Annotated in this window: 25 protein-coding genes and 1 tRNA gene; 23 read left to right on the forward strand and 3 right to left on the reverse strand. The window is 46.5% G+C overall.

The window, feature by feature from the left end; all coding sequences use genetic code 11:
* The first annotated feature begins 10 nt into the window (after positions 1 to 10).
* From EPH95_RS00760 to EPH95_RS00790, 7 genes are all read left to right on the forward strand, one after another.
* Entirely contained in the window at positions 11 to 994 is a 984-nt protein-coding gene (locus tag EPH95_RS00760; RefSeq protein ID WP_142086479.1) for an alpha-ketoacid dehydrogenase subunit beta, read from the forward strand.
* A gap of 13 nt (positions 995 to 1,007) precedes the next feature.
* The gene (locus EPH95_RS00765; protein ID WP_142086481.1) at positions 1,008 to 2,231 is read left to right on the forward strand and encodes a dihydrolipoamide acetyltransferase family protein; all 1,224 of its coding nucleotides are present in this window, start codon (positions 1,008 to 1,010) and stop codon (positions 2,229 to 2,231) included.
* 200 nt (positions 2,232 to 2,431) lie between these two features.
* Complete coding sequence (locus tag EPH95_RS00770; protein WP_193557014.1) at positions 2,432 to 2,839, forward strand: BrxA/BrxB family bacilliredoxin; 408 nt, start codon at positions 2,432 to 2,434, stop codon at positions 2,837 to 2,839.
* The gene (locus tag EPH95_RS00775; protein WP_319592803.1) at positions 2,823 to 3,254 is read left to right on the forward strand and encodes a hypothetical protein; all 432 of its coding nucleotides are present in this window, start codon (positions 2,823 to 2,825) and stop codon (positions 3,252 to 3,254) included. Before EPH95_RS00770 ends, EPH95_RS00775 begins: the two co-directional genes overlap by 17 nt.
* Before the next feature lie 68 nt (positions 3,255 to 3,322).
* Positions 3,323 to 3,397 (forward strand) — tRNA-Arg (locus EPH95_RS00780).
* A 146-nt stretch (positions 3,398 to 3,543) separates the two neighbouring features.
* The gene (locus EPH95_RS00785; RefSeq protein WP_142086487.1) at positions 3,544 to 4,557 is read left to right on the forward strand and encodes an aromatic acid exporter family protein; all 1,014 of its coding nucleotides are present in this window, start codon (positions 3,544 to 3,546) and stop codon (positions 4,555 to 4,557) included.
* Between the two features lie 30 nt (positions 4,558 to 4,587).
* Entirely contained in the window at positions 4,588 to 5,127 is a 540-nt protein-coding gene (locus EPH95_RS00790) for a L,D-transpeptidase (protein ID WP_142086489.1), read from the forward strand.
* On the opposite strand, the gene prli42 is transcribed toward EPH95_RS00790, so the two are convergent.
* Positions 5,124 to 5,216, reverse strand: coding sequence for a stressosome-associated protein Prli42 (gene prli42, locus EPH95_RS19730; protein ID WP_160141531.1), 93 nt, complete (start codon positions 5,214 to 5,216; stop codon positions 5,124 to 5,126). The genes EPH95_RS00790 and prli42 overlap by 4 nt on opposite strands.
* 92 nt (positions 5,217 to 5,308) lie before the next feature.
* On the opposite strand from prli42, the gene mce reads away from it, so the two are divergent.
* The 4 genes from mce (at position 5,309) to EPH95_RS00810 (ending at position 7,633) form a co-directional block, all read left to right on the forward strand.
* Complete coding sequence (mce, locus tag EPH95_RS00795; RefSeq protein WP_142091424.1) at positions 5,309 to 5,737, forward strand: methylmalonyl-CoA epimerase; 429 nt, start codon at positions 5,309 to 5,311, stop codon at positions 5,735 to 5,737.
* Positions 5,738 to 5,863: 126 nt separating this feature from the next.
* On the forward strand, positions 5,864 to 6,316 hold the full coding sequence (locus EPH95_RS00800) for a YaaR family protein (protein ID WP_227003993.1): 453 nt from the start codon (positions 5,864 to 5,866) through the stop codon (positions 6,314 to 6,316).
* Positions 6,317 to 6,329: 13 nt separating this feature from the next.
* Positions 6,330 to 6,794 carry a low molecular weight protein-tyrosine-phosphatase gene (locus tag EPH95_RS00805; protein WP_142086491.1) on the forward strand — a complete coding sequence of 155 codons (465 nt, stop codon included), beginning with the start codon at positions 6,330 to 6,332 and terminating at the stop codon, positions 6,792 to 6,794.
* Complete coding sequence (locus tag EPH95_RS00810; protein WP_142086493.1) at positions 6,785 to 7,633, forward strand: fructosamine kinase family protein; 849 nt, start codon at positions 6,785 to 6,787, stop codon at positions 7,631 to 7,633. The genes EPH95_RS00805 and EPH95_RS00810 overlap by 10 nt, the downstream gene beginning before the upstream one ends.
* 137 nt (positions 7,634 to 7,770) lie before the next feature.
* Here the strand turns inward: EPH95_RS00810 and uppP are convergent, their stop codons facing one another.
* Positions 7,771 to 8,592 carry an undecaprenyl-diphosphatase UppP gene (gene uppP, locus EPH95_RS00815; RefSeq protein ID WP_142086495.1) on the reverse strand — a complete coding sequence of 274 codons (822 nt, stop codon included), beginning with the start codon at positions 8,590 to 8,592 and terminating at the stop codon, positions 7,771 to 7,773.
* Between the two features lie 48 nt (positions 8,593 to 8,640).
* On the opposite strand from uppP, the gene EPH95_RS00820 reads away from it, so the two are divergent.
* Positions 8,641 to 9,162, forward strand: coding sequence for a TlpA family protein disulfide reductase (locus EPH95_RS00820; protein WP_142086497.1), 522 nt, complete (start codon positions 8,641 to 8,643; stop codon positions 9,160 to 9,162).
* 19 nt (positions 9,163 to 9,181) lie between these two features.
* On the opposite strand, the gene mciZ is transcribed toward EPH95_RS00820, so the two are convergent.
* The gene (mciZ, locus tag EPH95_RS00825) at positions 9,182 to 9,304 is read right to left on the reverse strand and encodes a Z-ring formation inhibitor MciZ (RefSeq protein WP_142086499.1); all 123 of its coding nucleotides are present in this window, start codon (positions 9,302 to 9,304) and stop codon (positions 9,182 to 9,184) included.
* A gap of 79 nt (positions 9,305 to 9,383) precedes the next feature.
* Here mciZ and EPH95_RS00830 point away from each other — a divergent pair, with 79 nt between their 5' ends.
* The 11 genes from EPH95_RS00830 to spoIIAB all read left to right on the forward strand — a co-directional run bounded on the left by EPH95_RS00830 (position 9,384) and on the right by spoIIAB (position 18,863).
* The gene (locus EPH95_RS00830; protein ID WP_142086501.1) at positions 9,384 to 9,923 is read left to right on the forward strand and encodes an NUDIX hydrolase; all 540 of its coding nucleotides are present in this window, start codon (positions 9,384 to 9,386) and stop codon (positions 9,921 to 9,923) included.
* Positions 9,924 to 10,697: 774 nt separating this feature from the next.
* A complete protein-coding gene (spoIIM, locus tag EPH95_RS00835; RefSeq protein ID WP_142086503.1) occupies positions 10,698 to 11,351 on the forward strand; it encodes a stage II sporulation protein M in 654 nt (217 codons plus the stop codon).
* A gap of 472 nt (positions 11,352 to 11,823) precedes the next feature.
* Complete coding sequence (gene fur / locus EPH95_RS00840) at positions 11,824 to 12,306, forward strand: ferric iron uptake transcriptional regulator (protein WP_142086504.1); 483 nt, start codon at positions 11,824 to 11,826, stop codon at positions 12,304 to 12,306.
* A 128-nt stretch (positions 12,307 to 12,434) separates the two neighbouring features.
* Complete coding sequence (locus tag EPH95_RS00845) at positions 12,435 to 12,710, forward strand: DUF4227 family protein (RefSeq protein WP_160141532.1); 276 nt, start codon at positions 12,435 to 12,437, stop codon at positions 12,708 to 12,710.
* A 15-nt stretch (positions 12,711 to 12,725) separates the two neighbouring features.
* Positions 12,726 to 13,619, forward strand: a complete 894-nt coding sequence (xerD, locus tag EPH95_RS00850) for a site-specific tyrosine recombinase XerD (protein WP_142091426.1) — start codon at positions 12,726 to 12,728, stop codon at positions 13,617 to 13,619.
* Between the two features lie 56 nt (positions 13,620 to 13,675).
* The gene (gene deoB / locus EPH95_RS00855; RefSeq protein ID WP_142086508.1) at positions 13,676 to 14,869 is read left to right on the forward strand and encodes a phosphopentomutase; all 1,194 of its coding nucleotides are present in this window, start codon (positions 13,676 to 13,678) and stop codon (positions 14,867 to 14,869) included.
* A 6-nt stretch (positions 14,870 to 14,875) separates the two neighbouring features.
* Entirely contained in the window at positions 14,876 to 15,709 is an 834-nt protein-coding gene (locus tag EPH95_RS00860) for a purine-nucleoside phosphorylase (protein ID WP_142091427.1), read from the forward strand.
* Positions 15,710 to 15,714: 5 nt separating this feature from the next.
* Complete coding sequence (locus tag EPH95_RS00865; protein ID WP_405127440.1) at positions 15,715 to 16,533, forward strand: purine-nucleoside phosphorylase; 819 nt, start codon at positions 15,715 to 15,717, stop codon at positions 16,531 to 16,533.
* A 236-nt stretch (positions 16,534 to 16,769) separates the two neighbouring features.
* On the forward strand, positions 16,770 to 17,963 hold the full coding sequence (locus EPH95_RS00870; RefSeq protein WP_405127441.1) for a D-alanyl-D-alanine carboxypeptidase family protein: 1,194 nt from the start codon (positions 16,770 to 16,772) through the stop codon (positions 17,961 to 17,963).
* Between the two features lie 105 nt (positions 17,964 to 18,068).
* Positions 18,069 to 18,422: an anti-sigma F factor antagonist gene (gene spoIIAA / locus EPH95_RS00875; protein WP_142086512.1), complete on the forward strand. Its 354-nt coding sequence runs from the start codon at positions 18,069 to 18,071 to the stop codon at positions 18,420 to 18,422.
* On the forward strand, positions 18,423 to 18,863 hold the full coding sequence (gene spoIIAB, locus EPH95_RS00880; protein WP_142086514.1) for an anti-sigma F factor: 441 nt from the start codon (positions 18,423 to 18,425) through the stop codon (positions 18,861 to 18,863).
* The last annotated feature ends 10 nt before the right edge of the window (positions 18,864 to 18,873 follow it).

The following is an 18,873-nucleotide window of genomic DNA, read 5'->3' on the forward strand; positions in this document are numbered from 1 at the left end:
AGGGTGTTGTATGGCGACGAAAAATTATATCAGTGCAGTCACGGCAGCATTAAAAGAAGAAATGGAGAAAGACGACGGGGTTTTCGTTCTCGGCGAGGATGTAGCTGCCAAAGGCGGTGTATTTCGAGCGACGGAAGGCTTGTATGATCAGTTTGGAGAAAACCGGGTCCTTGACACCCCCTTGGCAGAGTCAGCGATTGCCGGCGTGGGCATTGGTGCTGCCATGTACGGCTTGCGCCCGGTGGCAGAGATGCAATTTGCCGATTTTATGCTCCCTGCTGTCAATCAGATCATTTCGGAAGCTGCGAAAATCCGCTATCGTTCTAACAATGATTGGCACGTGCCGATCACGATTCGCGCCCCTTACGGTGGCGGCATCCATGGAGCGCTTTATCATTCCCAATCCGTTGAAGCGTTGTTTTCCAGCACCCCCGGATTGAAAGTAGTCGCGCCATCGACGCCGCACGATGTAAAAGGCCTGTTAAAAGCCGCCATTCGCGACCCTGATCCCGTTTTGTTTTTTGAGCATAAAAAAGCTTATCGCTTGATTAAGGGTGATGTTCCCGAGAACGAGTATACAGTGCCTATAGGAACGGCGGATGTAAAGCGGGAAGGGGAAGATGTCACGGTGATGACGTATGGGATGTGCGTTCATTTTGCATTGGAAGCGGCCGAGAAGTTGCAAGGTGAAGGGATATCCACCCACGTGCTTGATTTGCGTACGCTTTATCCGATGGATCGCGCAGCTGTCGCCAGCGCTGCCCGGCGAACAGGGAAAATTTTGCTCATCAGTGAAGACAACAAAGAAGGCAGCGTGTTGAATGAAGCGGCGGCAACGATCGCCGAAGAATGCTTGTTTGACCTTGACGCGCCCATTGAGCGTCTCGCGGCTCCCGATGTCCCGTCGATGCCTTATGCGCCTCCATTGGAAAAGTATTTTATGATGAACGCGGAAAAAATAGAGCAAGCCATTCGCGAATTGGCGGAATTTTAGGAGGTACTTCTCGATGAAAAAAGAGATCATCATGCCTCAGCTGGGAGAGAGTGTAACGGAAGGGACGATTACCCAGTGGCTCGTGAATCCCGGAGATAACGTAAATAAATATGATCCGATCGCGGAAGTGGACACGGATAAAGTCAATGCCGAGGTCCCTTCTTCCTATACGGGCACGATCCGCGACATTATCGCGCGGGAAAACCAGACCGTGCAAGTCGGAGATGTGGTTGCTTATATCGAGACGGAGGCTTCCCCGGAGGACGAGACGCCATCGGACCATGATGCGCAAAGAAAAACTCAAGCGGAAAAACAAGAAAAACCGGAAGCACAGTCACAGAAGAAACGGTATTCTCCTGCGGTCCTTTCCTTGGCCCAAAATCATAACATTGATTTAGAGATAATCGAAGGCTCAGGCAGAGGTGGACGCATTACCCGAAAAGATGTGGAGAAAAAATTGGAGGCCGGAGAAAAAGCGACAGCGAATACAAACGAGCCTCAACAGGAGGAACAAATTACTGCACCGTCGGAAACAACCGCTTCTTCCGACGAGATTATTCCCGTGACCGGCGTGCGCAAAGCCATTGCTGCAAATATGAGCCAAAGCAAACAGGAAATCCCCCATGCCTGGACGATGGTCGAAGTGGATGTTACGAATATCGTTCGCTATCGCGAAAAAGAGAAAGAAACGTTTCGTCATCAAGAAGGGATCCCGTTGACGTTTATGCCTTTCTTCATGCAAGCGGTCACCGCGGGGCTTAAAAAATATCCCGAACTTAACGCTACTTGGCAGGGTGACCATATTCTTCGTAAAAAAGAAATCAATCTTTCCATGGCCGTTGCCACTGAAGAAGCGCTCTATGTTCCGGTGATCGCGAATGCCGATGAGAAAAATATGCGAGGCATGGCGCGATCCTTGCACACCCTCGCCGAGAAAACGAGAAACGGACAATTGACGGGCGATGATATGCGCGGGGGGACGTTCACGTTAAACAACACGGGTGCTTTTGGTTCCGTGCAATCGATGCCCATCATTAATCACCCGCAAGCAGCGATTCTCTCTGTAGAGTCCATCGTCAAACGCCCGGTTGTGAAAGAGGATGATATGATTGCCGTGCGCCATATGGTGAACCTTTGCCTTTCCCTTGACCACCGTGTGTTAGACGGATTAATTTGCGGAAGGTTTTTGGCCTATGTGAAAGAACAACTGGAGCAGTTTAACAGTGAAGGGATGTAAAAGCAAGAGAGGTCATAACAGTAAAAGGGGAAATCTGGAATGAAACGGCGTAGGCATAAGGCCTTGTATTTTACCCGTCTCTCCCCTCCAACTTCCAACATGCAAGCATTGTATTTGAGTTTCCCATTATCAGTAGGGTACAATAAATAGTGAACATATCCCCTTTGAAAGGAGAAATTCCTGTGCAGTTTGAATATTTTATGAATGATGTCGTACAATCGGCACGTGATGAGATGAGTGAGGCGGGCTATGAACATTTAAGTTCGCCTGAAGAAGTAGATAAAACCTTTAAAGAAGACGGAACAACGTTGGTAATGGTCAATTCCGTATGCGGGTGTGCGGGCGGAATTGCACGTCCGGCAGCTGCCTATATGCAAAATTACGAGTCTAAACCTGACCGCTTTGTGACTGTTTTCGCAGGGCAGGATCGTGAAGCAACAGATCACGCACGCGAATATTTTGAAGGCTATGGTCCATCTTCCCCTTCATTTGCGCTTATGAAGGACGGAGAGATTCAAATGATGGTTGAGCGTCATGAAATTGAAGGGCATGAACCGATTGAGGTCGTCCAAAAATTAGAATCCGCTTTTGATGAACATTGCTCGTGAAGCCGCTGATAGCGGCTTCTCGCGCTTCACAACGTACATAAGAGGTGTGACGCAAATGGATGAACTGTATCAACAAGTACAGGTTTATTTAAACATGGAAGGCGAAATTGATTTTAACGAATTTCAGGATTACTACAAGAAAGTGCTCGATTACCTTCAGGAGCAGGGGAATGATCTTGAAGAAGACCAAATCTGGAAAGGGTTACTCGTTGTTGAAAGCATCGCCTCCAATGCCGAAAACCGTTTCAAGGAACAACGCAAAGGGAAAGAAGTAAAAAAATATAAGCGAATGCGTGAACGCGCAAAATTATGGGCGCAAAACTTTACGAAACGACTCCAGTCCCTCGGTTACAATGATGAACAGATCAACGAACGTTTCCACGCTATGCTGGAAGAAGAACCGGAACAACAATAAGTAGAGGTCCATTGCGCATTGTTGACATGGCGCCCTTCACCTCATATAATTGAGATTGTCTGTTAAGGGCGCCTATGGTGAAATGGATATCACGCGAGATTCCGGTTCTCGTATTCCAGGTTCGAATCCTGGTAGGCGCGCCAATCCTACAAAGTGTAAGATCTCCCGGCCGGGGGATTTTTTTATTTCTATAAGGTTATGCTGAGGCAACGGCTGGTGTTGATATCTAGGCATAACGGATATGTTTTGTTACAAGCTATAAAAAGAGAACAACAAAAGGAGCAGGACGATGTTTTTTGGTTATCGTACGATTAAAACAGCTGTGGGGGCCGGTCTTTCACTGTTTTTGGGCCAATTGCTACAGCTTGATTCTTTTACGACGGCAGCAATCATTACCGTTTTATGCATCCACGTTACCAGAAAAGGTTCGGTACATAAGGCGTGGGAATTGTTTCTTGCTTCCTGTGTAGGTTTGTTGTTTGCAGCAGTTATATTTGAAACGATTGGCTATCATCCTCTCTCGCTTTCGCTATTATTGCTAGTGTTTATCCCTGCATTACAGAAAATTAATGCGTTAAAAGGGATCATTACGAGTATTGTTATCATTTTTCACGTCTACTCCGTAGGGGAAATGACCGCCGGGTTGCTCCTTAATGAGTTTCTGCTTATTACGATTGGGATTTCCGTTGGCTTACTCATGAATCTTTATATGCCGAGCATTGATGAAGACTTGTACCAAGATCAAATTTTCTTGGAAGAGCAGTTTTCGCTTATTTGGAAAGAGTATGCGCGGTATTTGCGAGAAAGGTGGGTGGATTGGGATGGACGGGAACTTGTCTTGGCGGGAGAAACGATTGAGAATGGGAAATCAAAAGCTTTAAGGAGCATCGACAATCATTTTTTGCGGCACGATCATTATTTTTTCCATTACTTTGATATGAGGGAGCGGCAATTTGTGATTATGGAACGCATCTTGCCGTTCGTGTCTTCATTGGATCAAGTGACAGAAGGAAAAAGCATCGCCAATTTTATGGATGGGTTAAGCAGTGCCGTTCATCCCGGAAACACTGCTCGTTATTATTTGGAGGAGTTGCATCAATTAAGGGATATGTTCAAGGAGCACCCTCTTCCGAAAAACAGGGCGGAATTTGAAGCACGCGCATCTTTATTTTATGTGCTTCATGAATTGGAACAATACTTGCTTATTAAAGATATGTTTAAGCCTGACCAAAAACGAACGTTTGCATTAAAAAGGAAAAAAGGGGTGCATACTTTGCGGAAAAAAGAAAAAGATAAGGGATAAATAACGGAACATGTTGCATGGGGGGACGAAATGTTTATCAAAAGTTTGGCTGCGGCTATTTTTCTTTTTGCCCCTTTGTGGCCAATGGATGTGGAACCTTTTCCGGGCGAGCCGTTCATTATCGTTAACAAGTCTACGAATGAATTGGGATGGGTAGAGCATGGCGAAGTTGAAAATGTGCACGACGTAGCAACGGGAAAAGATGCGCAAGATACCCCGGAGGGGATTTTCACGGTTATCGTCAAGGCGGTGGAACCTTATTATCGAGCGCAAGACATCGAAGGCGGTGATCCTGAAAACCCGCTCGGAAGCCGTTGGATCGGCTTTGACGCGGGCAACACCGATGGGCGGACGTACGGCGTACATGGGACAAACGATAGCAGTACAATCGGGGAAAGTGTTTCTTTAGGCTGCATTCGCATGCATAATGAAGAAGTGAACGGGCTGTACGATCAAGTGCCAATTGGTACAAAAGTGTGGATTGGTACGGAACCGGATCAAGAAATAGAAGATATTGCTAGGGAGATAGGGGTATTAAAAAACGAGAAAGGGATCCCTTTCTCGTTTTAAATCATAGCACCGAATCCAGCTAAAAAGGTGCCTACCACCAATACAAAAATCATTACATAAACAATGGTTTTTTGAAAGCTTCGGGGCATTGCTTCTCCCTCCAACGTACATTTTCTCTTATTGCTATTTTACGAGTTTTTGCTGATTTTCTCAAGTGTTAAAACAAGGAGAATCTATAGTGATGAACCCTTTTTTGAAAAAAGTGGACCATGTAGGCATTGCCGTTCATTCTATAGAGGAACGTTTGCCTTATTATCAAGATTTGTTAGGCTTTGAATTGACGGAAATGGATTGCCTTGTCCAACAGGAAGTGAAAGTAGCCTTTCTGTCAAGCGGAGAAATCGACATTGAACTTCTGGAACCGATCAGGGATGGTGGTGCAGTTGCACGTTTTCTTTCAAGAAAAGGAGAAGGCATCCATCATTTCGCTCTACAGGTGGACGATCTTGAAAGCTGTCTGCAAGCGGTCAACGAGAAAAATGCATCCGCCTGTTTAGGTCCGCCGGTGCCCGGTGCCCGCGGCCGTACTGTTGCCTTTTTGGACCCGAAACTTTTCGGCGGAGTTTTAGTAGAGTTATGCCAACGGAAAAATGAAAGGTGCGCCGAATAATAAAATCCCCCCTCTCTTTTCAATTATGATAAAATCAAAGGGATTATACATATAGTCCCGGCTTCCCCTTCCTCATAATGAGTAACAGGGAGCGCAGGAGCCTGTCCGTTTAAGGGAGGACGAACAGTGAACATTCAGCGTCTCGGGAAATTGAGTGTTTCTTCACCTATGATGAAGAAGGCCAGTCCCGAATCTTCGAAAGAAAGGTTTCGCTCCCCTTCTTTTCAAGCTATCATGAATCATCAGCGTCAATCGGTTGCATTTGATCAACTGCAAGCCGCGATGGGCAAGATTGAAGACCAGGGAAAAATATTGGCAGAATCCCGGACTGAGAAAGAGTTGCGTGAATATAAAAAACTGATTAGAAACTTTGTTGATGAGATCGTCCGAAATGGCCTGCAAATCGAGGAGAGGCGTAGGTTTAATCGCCCGGAAACAAACGCTTATAAAATCGTTGCGGAAGTTGATGAAAAACTTGCGCGACTAGCCGAGAAAGTATTGGAAAATGAAGCCGCCCATTTGGATATATTGGCGCAAGTTGGAGAGATTCGCGGGTTATTAGTGAATTTATATATGTAAAGAGGTGTTGGAAATGATTCGTGTATTATTTGTTTGTTTAGGGAACATCTGCCGTTCGCCAATGGCAGAAGCTATTCTTCGCCAAAAAGCAGCTGAGCGTGGGTTAAGCGATCAGGTTCATATCGAATCGGCGGGTACGGGCCACTGGCATGTTGGGCAACCTCCCCACGAGGGGACGATTAACATTCTGGCTGATAATGAGATTGATGCAAGCGGATTGTCTGCACGCCAGGTGGTGGAAGAGGATTTGGATAGCTTTGATATCGTGGTGGCATTGGATGCTGAAAATCTCGGTTTTTTACAAACGTTGCGAAAACAGGGGCAAGAGGTAGAAGTTGTTCGGCTCCTTGATTACTCGGATAGGGAGGAAAGCGATGTGCCTGACCCTTATTTCACCGGCAATTTTCAAGAAGTGTATGACATGGTCGATGAAGCTTGTGCGTCCCTTCTCGAAGAGGTAGAAAACGAATGGCTATGATTCCTTCGAACGTGTTAACAAAAGCCGGAATAGATGAAGATGCGGCCATCGATACGGTAGGTGGCGGCGATATTAATCAAGCGTTTCACATCCGCGGGAAAAATAACCGTTACTTTTTAAAATGGCATGAAGATCCTCCCCATCGTTTTTTTCAAAAAGAGGCGAGACAATTATCAATGCTTGGAAATGTGCCAGGGGTGAATGCCCCGGAGGTTGTGCGCTTTGGCGATCAGTATTTGCTTTTAGCTTGGATCGAAGGCAATCCTTCCCCGCGGACAGAAGAAAAGCTCGGGGAACTGATTGCCGATTTGCATAGCGAAAAAGGGGAGCGTTTTGGTTTTGATGAAGACAATTTTTTAGGCACATTGCCACAGTACAATGCCATCACGGATCGATGGATCGAGTTTTACGCAAACTATCGATTGCTTCCGCAAATGGACGAAGCGGAAAAACGGGGCAAATTGCCGAAAGAACGTAAGAAAAAAGCGCGTCAATTGGTGGAAAATCTTCATCATTGGTTGTCCGAGCCGGCGTATCCGGCGCTTCTGCACGGGGATTTATGGGCAGGGAATTGGCTCGTTGGCCCGGGTGGAGCCCCGTATATCATTGATCCGGCCATTTCGTACGGGGACCCGGCGTTTGATCGGGCGATGATGGCGCTATTTGGCGGCTATTCGACACGAACGATGAACAGTTACGAAGCAAAAATAAAACGGTCTCAACAAGAAGAAGAAATCTTGCCGCTTTATCAACTGTATTTTCTTTTCGCCCATTTAAACATGTTTGGAGAAATGTATGGGAGCAGTGTGGACCGTATATTGAAAAGGTATGTTGGATGAAGAAAAACCATAAAATCTTCACGAAATGTTCGATGGTGGATAAATGCGAAAACGCCGGCAGGTAACAGGTGCCGGCGTCATTTCAGTTTGGGCAGATAGCTTGAAAAGCTCTCTGTGCATCGGATAAAGTAAAGGTGTCAAACGCTTGCCGGATCGAGAAAGAAAATGACGACGAAGCCAATGGCGAAGCAATAAATGGCAAAATAATAAAGTTTGCTTTTTTCCAGCCAACGGATTAACCATTTGATGCCAATGAGCGAAAACACAAATGTAACGGCAAACGAGAGGATAAGCGCAACTACATTCCCTTCCGCAAAACCGCCCTGAAAGACATCTTCGATCGCGAGGAGAGAAGAACCGGCGATGACAGGTATGGCCAATAGAAAGGAAAAACGCACGGCCGTTTTTCGTTCAATCCCCACCGCAAGCGCAGTGATTAATGTGGATCCCGAGCGCGAGATTCCCGGAATAACGGCAAGTGTTTGCGCAAGGCCGATGATGACAGCGTCCATCAGATTCATCTCGTTTACGGAACGCGTGTAACGATAATGGATATTTTCAATAATTAATAGAAAAATACCCGTTAAAAGCAAGGCGCCGCCAATGACAAGCGGTGTTTTTAAAAATGCTTCGGCATAATCTTCAACGATGAGTCCGAGCACTCCGGTGATGGCGGTTGCAACAAGTAAGTATAGACCGAAGAAAAAAGAAGCGCGTTCATTCGTGTCTTTTTGGAATAGAAAACGAAAGAAACCGCGAATGATGGCGATCACGTCATGACGGAAAAAAAGTAATAACGCGAGTACGGAGGCAACATGTAAAATAATTTCAAATGTGAGACCTTCAAAATCCGTTCCGAACAGCCATTGCAAAATCACAATGTGGGCGGTGCTGGAAATCGGTAAAAACTCGGTAAGTCCCTGGACAATGCCAAAAATAATTGCTTCGAAAATACTCATTAAGAGAAAAGCTCCTTTCAAAATGCAACGGATAGGTGGAAAATAATAATGAAAAAATGGATCAGCGCTATCGTCGTTTTAATTGCTGTCATTATCATTGGAACGATCGTCTATGAAAATGTATCCTCTCCGCCGGTTGGTGTCAACCAGGGAGAACAAGCTCCCGAGTTTGAATTGCCCGACCTAGATGGCGAAAACCTGAGCTTGTCTGACTTTGAGGGGGATTTTGTCGTTTTAAATCTTTGGGCTTCGTGGTGCGAGCCTTGCATACGTGAATTTCCCGTCCTTGATCAAGTGCATGAAACTTATGAGAGCGACGGGGTGAATGTCGTCGCCGTCAATATGACCACAACCGAGCGCAGACCGGAAGATGCCATGGAATTCCTGGATGAAAATCCTGTCACGATGCCAATCGCGTTTGATGAAGACGGGGAATTTGCTGATGTTTACCCGCCAACGGATGGCATGCCTACGACGTATTTTATTAATGAAGAAGGGATAGTGGTCGACGTCCACCACGGAGAACTCACCGAAGACATGCTTGAAGATAGGCTCCAACCCTTTCTGTGAGAAGTGAAGCGCAGAAGTTTCACTTGTCTTGCGCCCAATCGCGCACACGTTTGTATTGCTTGCGATAAGCCTTTAACAGGTAAAGTACTTGCCATGCTTTTCCCTGTAAAACAATCTTATCAGTTGATTTGTATATTTTCATAGAAAAGTACTCCTTTTTCCATTCGTGTGTTACTGTTCTATGTCTACAACCATATTTTTATACATTGGAGGCCGAATCGATGTCCGTCCACGACGAACCAACCCTGAATAAAGAAACGATCTATGAAGGAAAAATCATTGATGTGGAGTTGCATGAAGTGGAGCTTCCCAATGGGAAGACAAGCACGCGCGAAGTGGTAAAACATCCTGGAGCGGTAGCCGTTATCGGTATAACCGATGATGGGAAAATACCGCTTGTTAGCCAGTATCGGAAAGCAACGGAAGAAATGTTGCTGGAAATTCCTGCAGGCAAAAGGGAGAAAGGGGAAGAGCCGAAAACAACTGCCGAGCGGGAATTACAAGAAGAGACGGGGTATAGGTCCGCCCATTTGCGTGAAATCGCTCAATTTTACACATCTCCGGGCTTTGCCGATGAATTGATCAGTGTCTACTTGGCGTCCGGGTTACAGGCGGGTCCTGCACAGACGGAAGCGGATGAATTTTTGAGTGTCGAAGAATGGACGCTATCCGAGGTGCGTGCTGCTTTACTGGAAGGAAGCTTTCGTGATGCGAAAACAGCTTTCGCGATCCAGTCGCTGCTGATTCGTGAAATAGAATGATCACACGGGGGGCTATAGGTACAGAGCTATGCTATGAACTGTAAGGCTTGCCCTGAAATGGATGGAAGGGTAAAAACAGGCGCGATGATTATCCAGATTTAACCGATAAAATAGCATAGACAAATATGACGCTTCGTGAAGCCTTATTAAAGATGAATTTGTGGACTAATTGGCGTTCAGCGACCATTATGAGTCTCCAAAACCCGAGCCTGAGGACTCATCTGACCTCTGAACAACGCTTGGAGTCCGCAGATCTTGTTCCTGGGGACTCATTTGGCTTCTGAACAACGCTTGGAGTCCGCAGATCTTGTTCCTGGGGACTCATCTGACCTCTGAACAACGCTTGGAGTCCGCAGATCTTGTTCCTGAAGACTCATCTGGCCTCTGAACAACGCTTGGAGTCCGCAGATCTTGTTCCTGGGGACTCATCTGGCTTCTGAACAACGCTTGGAGTCCGCAGATCTTGTTCCTGGGGACTCATCTGGCTTCTGAGCAACGCTTGGAGTCCAACGGCCTTGTTCCCGAGGACTCATCTGATATTAAGCATAGGTTTTCTCGATTCATACCGGAAGGAATTCCTATTATTAGAAACTTCCGATAGATAACATTTGCACTAAGATACTTTGGATGCTACGTGATCGAACGTATAGGATACTATTTGAAGGTATTTTAAGATAAATCAACGCGCTTGGGGTAAAAATCTATCACCAAACATATCGAACGTTCTTCTCTCATAAGTTGGATTAACGGGACAAGCATGAGGGAGGAATTGTCGTGGAGGTTAAGCCTTTCATCGAGCGTCAAATCAGTTTACACGTTCAAGAGCATCGTTCATTATATATCTTTTCATCGGTGCTCTTTTTTACCGGCATTATTTTTGGTGCGATTGTCGTCAACAGCCTGAGTTTTTCCCAAAAAGAAGATTTGTTTGTCTATTTGCAGCAATTTTTCGGACAAGTCAGTCAAGGGCAATTCTCAAGCGGCAGTGCTTTGTTATGGCAAAGCTTTAGCTTTTATGCCAAGTATTTGGGACTCATGTTTATTCTCGGACTTTCCGTGATTGGTTCGCCGTTGATTTTTTTGTTGCTTTTTCTAAAGGGGCTTACAATCGGGTTTACCGTCGGTTTTCTTGTATATCAATTGGGCGTTTCCGGATTATCATTATCCCTCGTGTCCGTTCTTCCGCAAAATTTGCTCATCGTACCGGTAATGATTATCGTTTGTGTCTTATCCGTTGCTTTTTCATTGCGGTTGATCCGCCAACAGTTTGTGAAAGCCACTCACCCGGAACCGATTTTTCCTATTTTCACCCGTATGTGTATGATGATGGCGCTCGCGCTTGCCGTGGCTTTCATCGCTTCCCTGATCGAAGCATTTGTTTCCCCAATGTTATTGGAATTGGTGGCCGAGTGGCATATGAACAACTAGTGCAAAGTGGCTGAAATAAATGATCATCTGTCATTATGGCTCTAAAAATTGGATGCAGACGATTGTTACACAGAGGAATCAAGTTATATAAGTCGGAAGGGAACAACTTCGAGGTAGGTAGCTAAACAGGCGATTATTGTGTATGGCGGATGCGATGCCAGGGGATCTATAGCGACTGGTGCGGCTGCCCTTTTCATATTTCGGGCACCATGAGCGTTTCATGGCGACGCTAGCAACTTCTCCCTCCGCGTTTCGGTCTTCATGAACCATTCACTGGTGATTTCATGGTCTATTCTAGAAACGTCAAAACGAAACGTCTTGGTGACCCAAACGATTGTGAGTAGCGAATTCAACCACCCTCCACTAGCTTAATTAAAATAATTATTATTTGCGAATGATAATGATTATTGATTGACACTCTGCAGAGACAATTTTATAATAAGTATACGCCTCAAAAGGGAGGATGGGACGGATGAAAGCCCGTATCGATCAGATTAAAAATGAATTGCACACCCAAAGCTACAAGTTGACCCCGCAACGAGAAGCGACGGTAGAAGTATTGCTTGAGAATGAAGAAGACCATTTAAGCGCGGAAGACGTATACTTATTGGTGAAAGAAAAAGCCCCGGAGATCGGTTTGGCAACGGTCTACCGCACGTTAGAGTTGCTGAATGAACTTGAAATCGTTGATAAAATTAATTTCGGGGACGGCGTTTCTCGTTACGATCTTCGCAAAGAAGGCGCGAATCATTCTCATCACCATCTCGTCTGTATACAATGCGGTTCCGTATCGGAAATAGAAGAAGACCTGCTCGGGGACGTTGAGCGGAAAGTGGAAGAGGAATGGATTTTTAAAATAAAGGATCACCGCTTGACTTTCCACGGCATTTGTTCCCGTTGCCAGACAGAGCAAGGAACAGAAGCGGAAACCCCTTCATTAAAAGCTGCTCGGTAATCTCTTTCAGCATCCACTGGAAGGGATTTTTTTGTTCAGGTACATAAAAAAGAAAGCGTTTTGCGCAGGCCATCCGACTTTTTTGTGCAACCGTTAAAAGATTGCCATCAAGCATGTATAACCTCCGAATGAGTGGGCATATCCTGGTATTAGATTTTAAGATCGGAGGGAACGGCATGCAAGTGGGGATACGAGCCATTTGGAACGGCTTCAAAATATTGATTATTTTCGCGGGATGCACGGCAATGTTTTACTATGGTATTCTATTTGTAATCGATGAATATCAAGGAGATGAAAGATTTGAGGAACCGGAGGGGAATGCGATTAAAGTATTTGACCAAGATTCGGGAGATGACTTTTCTTTTCGGGAGAGGCTATTGCATCTGTGGCTGCATGGAGAGTAACCGCTGGTGAAAACACTGACGGTACATATCGATGATTTTTTGCATTATGGGCTCGTTGAAAGAGGTTTTTCGAAGAATACATTGATTTCCTACCAACGGGACCTATATGCGTACACGGACCATCTGGCAAAGCGTGAAGGAATCGGATATTGGAATGAAGTGCAACGTCGCCATATTTTGGATTATTTGTTTTCATTGAAAGCGGAAAGCAGATCACAAGCTTCACTCGCGCGGATGACATCGGCGATTCGCATGTTTCATCAGTTTCTGGTTCGGGAACAAATCAGTGACCATGACCCCGCCGACTTGATAGAGACGCCTAAAACCGGACGGAAGCTCCCTGTTGTATTGTCGATTGACGAAGTCGAATCGTTGCTTACAGTGGCCGCACGAAAAAACGATGCTTACGCATTGAGAGATACGGCAATGTTTGAACTGATGTACGGTACGGGCTTGCGCGTCTCGGAATTGATTGCGCTGACGCTCGATGACACCCATTTGGAAATGGGGTTTGTCCGTTGTCTCGGAAAAGGAAACAAAGAACGTATCATCCCTCTCGGATCGAAAGCCATTGAGGCGCTAAAAGCCTATCGTTCCAAAGCTCGCCCTTCGTTTGTGCAAAAACAATCCCATGATATTCTTTTCGTGAATCGGTTAGGGAAGCAAATGACTCGGCAAGGTTTTTGGAAAGTGTTAAAAAAACATGTGGAAGAGGCGGGGATCAAAAAGGCTGTTACTCCCCATACGTTAAGACACTCGTTCGCGACGCATCTCGTGGAAAACGGGGCTGATCTGCGTGTTGTCCAGGAGTTGCTCGGGCATGCCGACATTACGACGACGCAAATTTACACGCATATTTCGAGGCATCATCTTAAACATATCTATCAAACCTACCACCCGCGGGCATAAAAACGGTGGTCAGAAGTCAGAGGCCAGAGGTCAGAATCATAGGAAGGTGAATCAACATGAGTCAAACATTTTCTCGCGTTTTTGTCATTGTGATGGATTCAGTCGGAATTGGAGAAGGAGCGGACGCAGCAAATTTTGGAGACGAAGGGTCGGACACCCTTGGTTCCATCGCCCATTACAACAATGGGCTTGAAATTCCCAACTTGAATCAACTTGGCATGGGCTACTTAAAAGAGGCACCGGGCATTCACAAAACGGAAGAACCTCTAGCTTTTTATGGAAAAATGAATGAAAGGTCGAGAAGCAAAGACACGATGACCGGCCATTGGGAACTGATGGGCTTGTATGTCGACGCCCCTTTTCGCACCTTCCCGGATGGATTTCCGGACGAATTAATCACCAAGCTCGAAGTGGAAACCGGCCGCCCGGTGATAGGGAATAAAGTGGCCTCGGGGACGGCTATTATAGAAGAACTCGGCGAAGAACAGACGGAAAAAGGAGCAATTATCGTTTATACATCTGCAGATTCCGTCTTGCAAATCGCCGCTCATGAAGATGTCGTACCGATAGAGGAATTGCATAGCATTTGTGAAAAAGCAAGGGCACTTACGTACGAAGACCCTTACATGCTTGGCAGAGTCATTGCCCGCCCATTTATAGGCAACCCGGGAGCGTTTCAACGCACAATCAATCGTCATGATTACGCTTTAAAGCCTTTTGCGCCAACGGTAATGAATGCATTGGCGGATGCAGGCTTTACTTCGGAAGCAATCGGCAAAATAAATGATATTTTTGATGGGGAAGGGGTCACCCAATCGGTTCGTACGGATTCAAACATGGATGGCATGGACAAGCTCATGAAATCCGTCCATCGTGATTTTAACGGCTTATCATTCCTTAACCTTGTTGATTTTGATGCCCATTTCGGGCACCGTCGCGATCCTGTTGGCTATGGAGAAGCGATTGAAGCATTTGATGCGCGGCTACCGGAAGTATTGGAAGCGCTCGGGGAAAGGGATTTGCTCATAATTACGGCTGACCACGGAAACGACCCTACCTATGCCGGAACCGACCATACTCGGGAGCAAGTGCCGTTGCTTAGTTTTACGAAAGCCAATCAGCCGGGGAAATCGCTTGGAACGCGAGAAACATTTGCCGATGTGGGAGCGACTATCGCGGATAATTTTCAGGTAGCCATGCCCGCCCATGGGACAAGTTTCTTGCAGCGTTTAATCGAGAGGGGCGAGTAATCGATGATGAATGAAACAGTGAAAAACGCCATTGACTTAATTAAAAAAAAGACAACGATTAACCCAGCAATCGCCGTTACACTTGGTTCGGGATTAGGCGGCCTTGCCGATAATATCAAAGCCGAAGCTGTTATTCGTTATGAAGACATCCCGGGCTTTCCGGCTTCGACCGTTAGCGGGCATGCGGGAGAATTTGTCATCGGCCATTTGAAAGAGGTGCCGGTGATCGCTATGAAAGGACGCTTCCATTATTATGAAGGCTATCCGATGCAGAAAGTCGTCTTGCCGACTCGTGTTATCAGCGCGCTCGGTGTGAAGACACTGATCGTGAGCAACGCCGCCGGTGGAGTAAATACCTCTTATTCACCAGGTGACTTAATGGTGATCAAAGACCACATCAATCAAATGGGCGATCATCCATTGATCGGCCCGAATGATGAGAAGATTGGTCCGCGCTTTCCGGATATGTCGGCCGCCTACGACAAAAGAATGATGGATATGGCTCATGAGGAAGCAAAAGCGATGGGGCTGCAATTGCAAAGCGGTGTTTACGCGGCAACGACTGGTCCGACATATGAGACGCCCGCGGAAGTGCGGATGTTTCGAACGCTTGGTGCCGATGCCGTCGGGATGTCAACTGTGCCTGAAGTGATTGCCGCAAGCCATGCAGGAGTGCAAGTGCTTGGTATCTCTTGCATTTCGAATGCGGCTGCCGGGATCCTGGATCAACCGTTAAGCCATGAAGAAGTGATCGAGACGACAGAACGAGTCAAAACCAACTTCACGGAACTTGTCACACGTATCATTTTACGAATGGAAACGGAGGAAAGGCAATCATGACAACGATGCGGAAACAGATTGAGGAAGCAACGGAAGCTGTAAAAAAACAGTTGGGTGGCGGAAACGTTGATATTGGCTTGATTCTCGGTTCCGGGTTAGGCGGCCTTGCTGATGAAGTGGAAGGTGCGGTGCGGATCAATTATGAAGATATTCCGGGCTTTCCCACTTCAACGGTTGAAGGACATGCCGGACGCCTCGTTTTAGGCGAACTCGAGGGAAAAAACGTCGTCGCCATGCAGGGGCGCTTTCATTTTTATGAAGGATACAGCGCACAGGAAGTGACCTTCCCGGTGCGTGTGATGAAAGCGCTCGGTGTGCATACGCTGATCGTAACCAATGCATGTGGCGGCATGAATCGCAACTACCGCCCGGGAGACTTTATGTTGATTGCGGATCATCTTAATATGACCGGAACAAATCCGCTCATCGGCCCCAACGATGAGGAGCTGGGCACTCGCTTTCCGGATATGAGCCAGGCGTATTCGCCGACATTGATTGATTTAGCGAAAAGGATTGCTGGCGAAGAGGCAATCACGATACACGAAGGGGTATACACGGGGATCTCCGGCCCCAGTTTTATGACAAAGGCTGAACTGGCGATGCTTAGAAAACTAGGGGGCGACGTCGTGGGGATGTCCACCGTTCCCGAGGTCATCGTCGCTCGTCACGCGGGAATTGAAGTGCTCGGCATTTCCTGTGTGACGGATATGGCTGTGGCCGACGATCACGGAGGCGTCAGCCATGAAGAAGTAATGGAGACGGCCGCGAGAACGAAACCGACATTCATTAAGTATGTAAGACGCATTCTTAATAACATTTCTTAGTTAAAGATCTTGAACCTGCGAAGAACGGCTCAAAACCAACATGGTTTTGGGCCTTTTTTAGTCGTAGGTATTTTCACTATGAACCATTCATGAAGCACGATCGAGAAAGAGACAAACGTCAGGCTTCCAAGCAAATCATTCCCTATTCCTTTTCACTTAAGAAAAGCCTTCCGCGCCCAGTGTATAAATGAATAAATAAAGGGGGATACTAGAAGAAAAAACGGAGGAAACGAATGATGTTCAAAAAAGCTATGGCAATCGCGCTATCATCGGTTCTTTTATTCTTGCCTCAAATGGCTTCAGGGGAAGAAGAAGCAACAGAACTGGCGGAGGAAACAGGCGCTGCTATTTTAATGGAAGTCGATACGGGAGAAGTGTTGTATAAAAAGAATGAGCATGAAGCCTTGCCCCCTGCCTCTATGACGAAAATTATGACGATGCTTTTAATTATGGAGGATATAGCGAACGACGACTTGAGTTTTGATGAGACGGTGACGACGAGTGAGAAAGCCGCTTCCATGGGAGGTTCGCAAATTTTCCTGGAAACCGGGGAAGAAATGTCGGTGCGCGACATGTTGAAGGCAATCGCAATTGCTTCCGGTAACGATGCATCCGTAGCAATGGCTGAACATATCGCTGGTTCCGAAGAAGCATTTGTGGAGCGGATGAACGAAAGAGCGGAGGAGCTCGGGTTAGAAGACACAACATTTTACAATTCAAACGGTCTGCCGGCCGATGGCCATGAGACGAGTGCCCATGACCTTGCCGTCATGGCCCGTGAACTGCTTCATTACGAAGAAATTACCTCCTTTACCGGGGTTTACGATGATTATTTGCGCCAAGGGACAGATGATGAATTTTGGCTCGTGAATACGAATCGACTGTTGAAATTTTTTGATGGCATGGATGGGTTGAAAACCGGTTTTACGAATGAATCAAAATATGGGCTGACAGCAACGGCAAAACGAGATGATATGCGTCTTGTAACCGTAGTAATGGGGGCAGAAACACCCAAAATGAGGAATGCAGAGGTTAGTGAGCTCCTTAATTATGGTTTCGCGAACTACCAGATTGAACCGATGTTTGATAAAGGAGCAGCGGTCACTTCCGTTCCCGTGGAAAAAGGCACACAAGACTCTGTCGTCGGGCGCCTTGATAGCAAAATCAGTCTGTTGCATGGGAAACAAGACTCTTCTGAGGATGTTACGGAAAATATAGAACTGGAGCCATTGCAAGCGCCTATTGAAGAAGGGGAAGAAATCGGTGCGTTTCAGTTGCAACGCGAAGGCGAAACTATTGCCGAGTCAGCGATTGTCGCCGGAGAAACAGTGGAAAGCGCCTCTTGGTGGCAACTGTTTAAACGCTCAACGTTGAGAATCATCGGCGTTGAACCGGACCCCGAGGGTACGGTCACCGATGACGAAAACTGAAAATGTCTTTGGAACATTGACTTATTTTGTCAGCCGGGCAGGATAAAAAATCTGTAAAGCGAATAAGGAGCATGGAACGTTATTTGGGAGAATGGGGGAACGCAGATGAGTTTCAACGTTGAAACCGAACAAAAAAACAGCATTTTATGCGTGCGCTTGCACGGAGAATTGGATCACCATGCGGCAAGCGCTTTGCGGTCAAAGGTGGATGAGGCCTTGGAAGATCCCCGCATTGAACATGTCATTTTTAACGCGGAAGGTTTAACCTTTATGGACAGTTCAGGGATCGGTGTTCTTTTGGGGAGGTACAAAAAAATACAGGCAAGGGGAGGAGAACTCGTCGTCTGCTCGGTTTCTCCTTCCGTGCACCGCATTTTTGAAATGTCGGGGTTATACAAAGTATTGCGACGAACGGATGGGGAAAGCCATGCATTACGGACATTGGGGGAGGCCGTTTAAATGAAAAACGAAATGAACATGCAATTTTCAGCGCTCAGTCAAAATGAATCGTTTGCACGTGTAAGCGTCGGCGCCTTTATTGCCCAGCTTGATCCAACGATGGATGAATTGACAGAAATAAAGACGGTTGTGTCCGAAGCTGTTACGAATGCCATCATTCACGGATACGAAGAAAATCCGGCAGGCACTGTTTATCTTACCGTTGTTTTAGAAGAGGATACAGTCGCCCTGATCGTGCGTGATGACGGGGGCGGTATCGGTGATATTCATAAAGCGCGCGAACCTTTGTACACATCAAAACCGGAACTGGAACGGTCGGGGATGGGCTTTACCATTATGGAAAATTTCATGGACGAAGTGAACATCACATCTTCCGGCAATGCAGGTACAACGGTTTATGCGAAAAAACAACTGTCCAGAAATAAAGTGTTCTCTCATTAAGGGGCGGTGT

It is taken from the genome of Salicibibacter halophilus (assembly GCF_006740705.1).
Taxonomy (GTDB): Bacteria; Bacillota; Bacilli; order Bacillales; family Marinococcaceae; genus Salicibibacter; species Salicibibacter halophilus.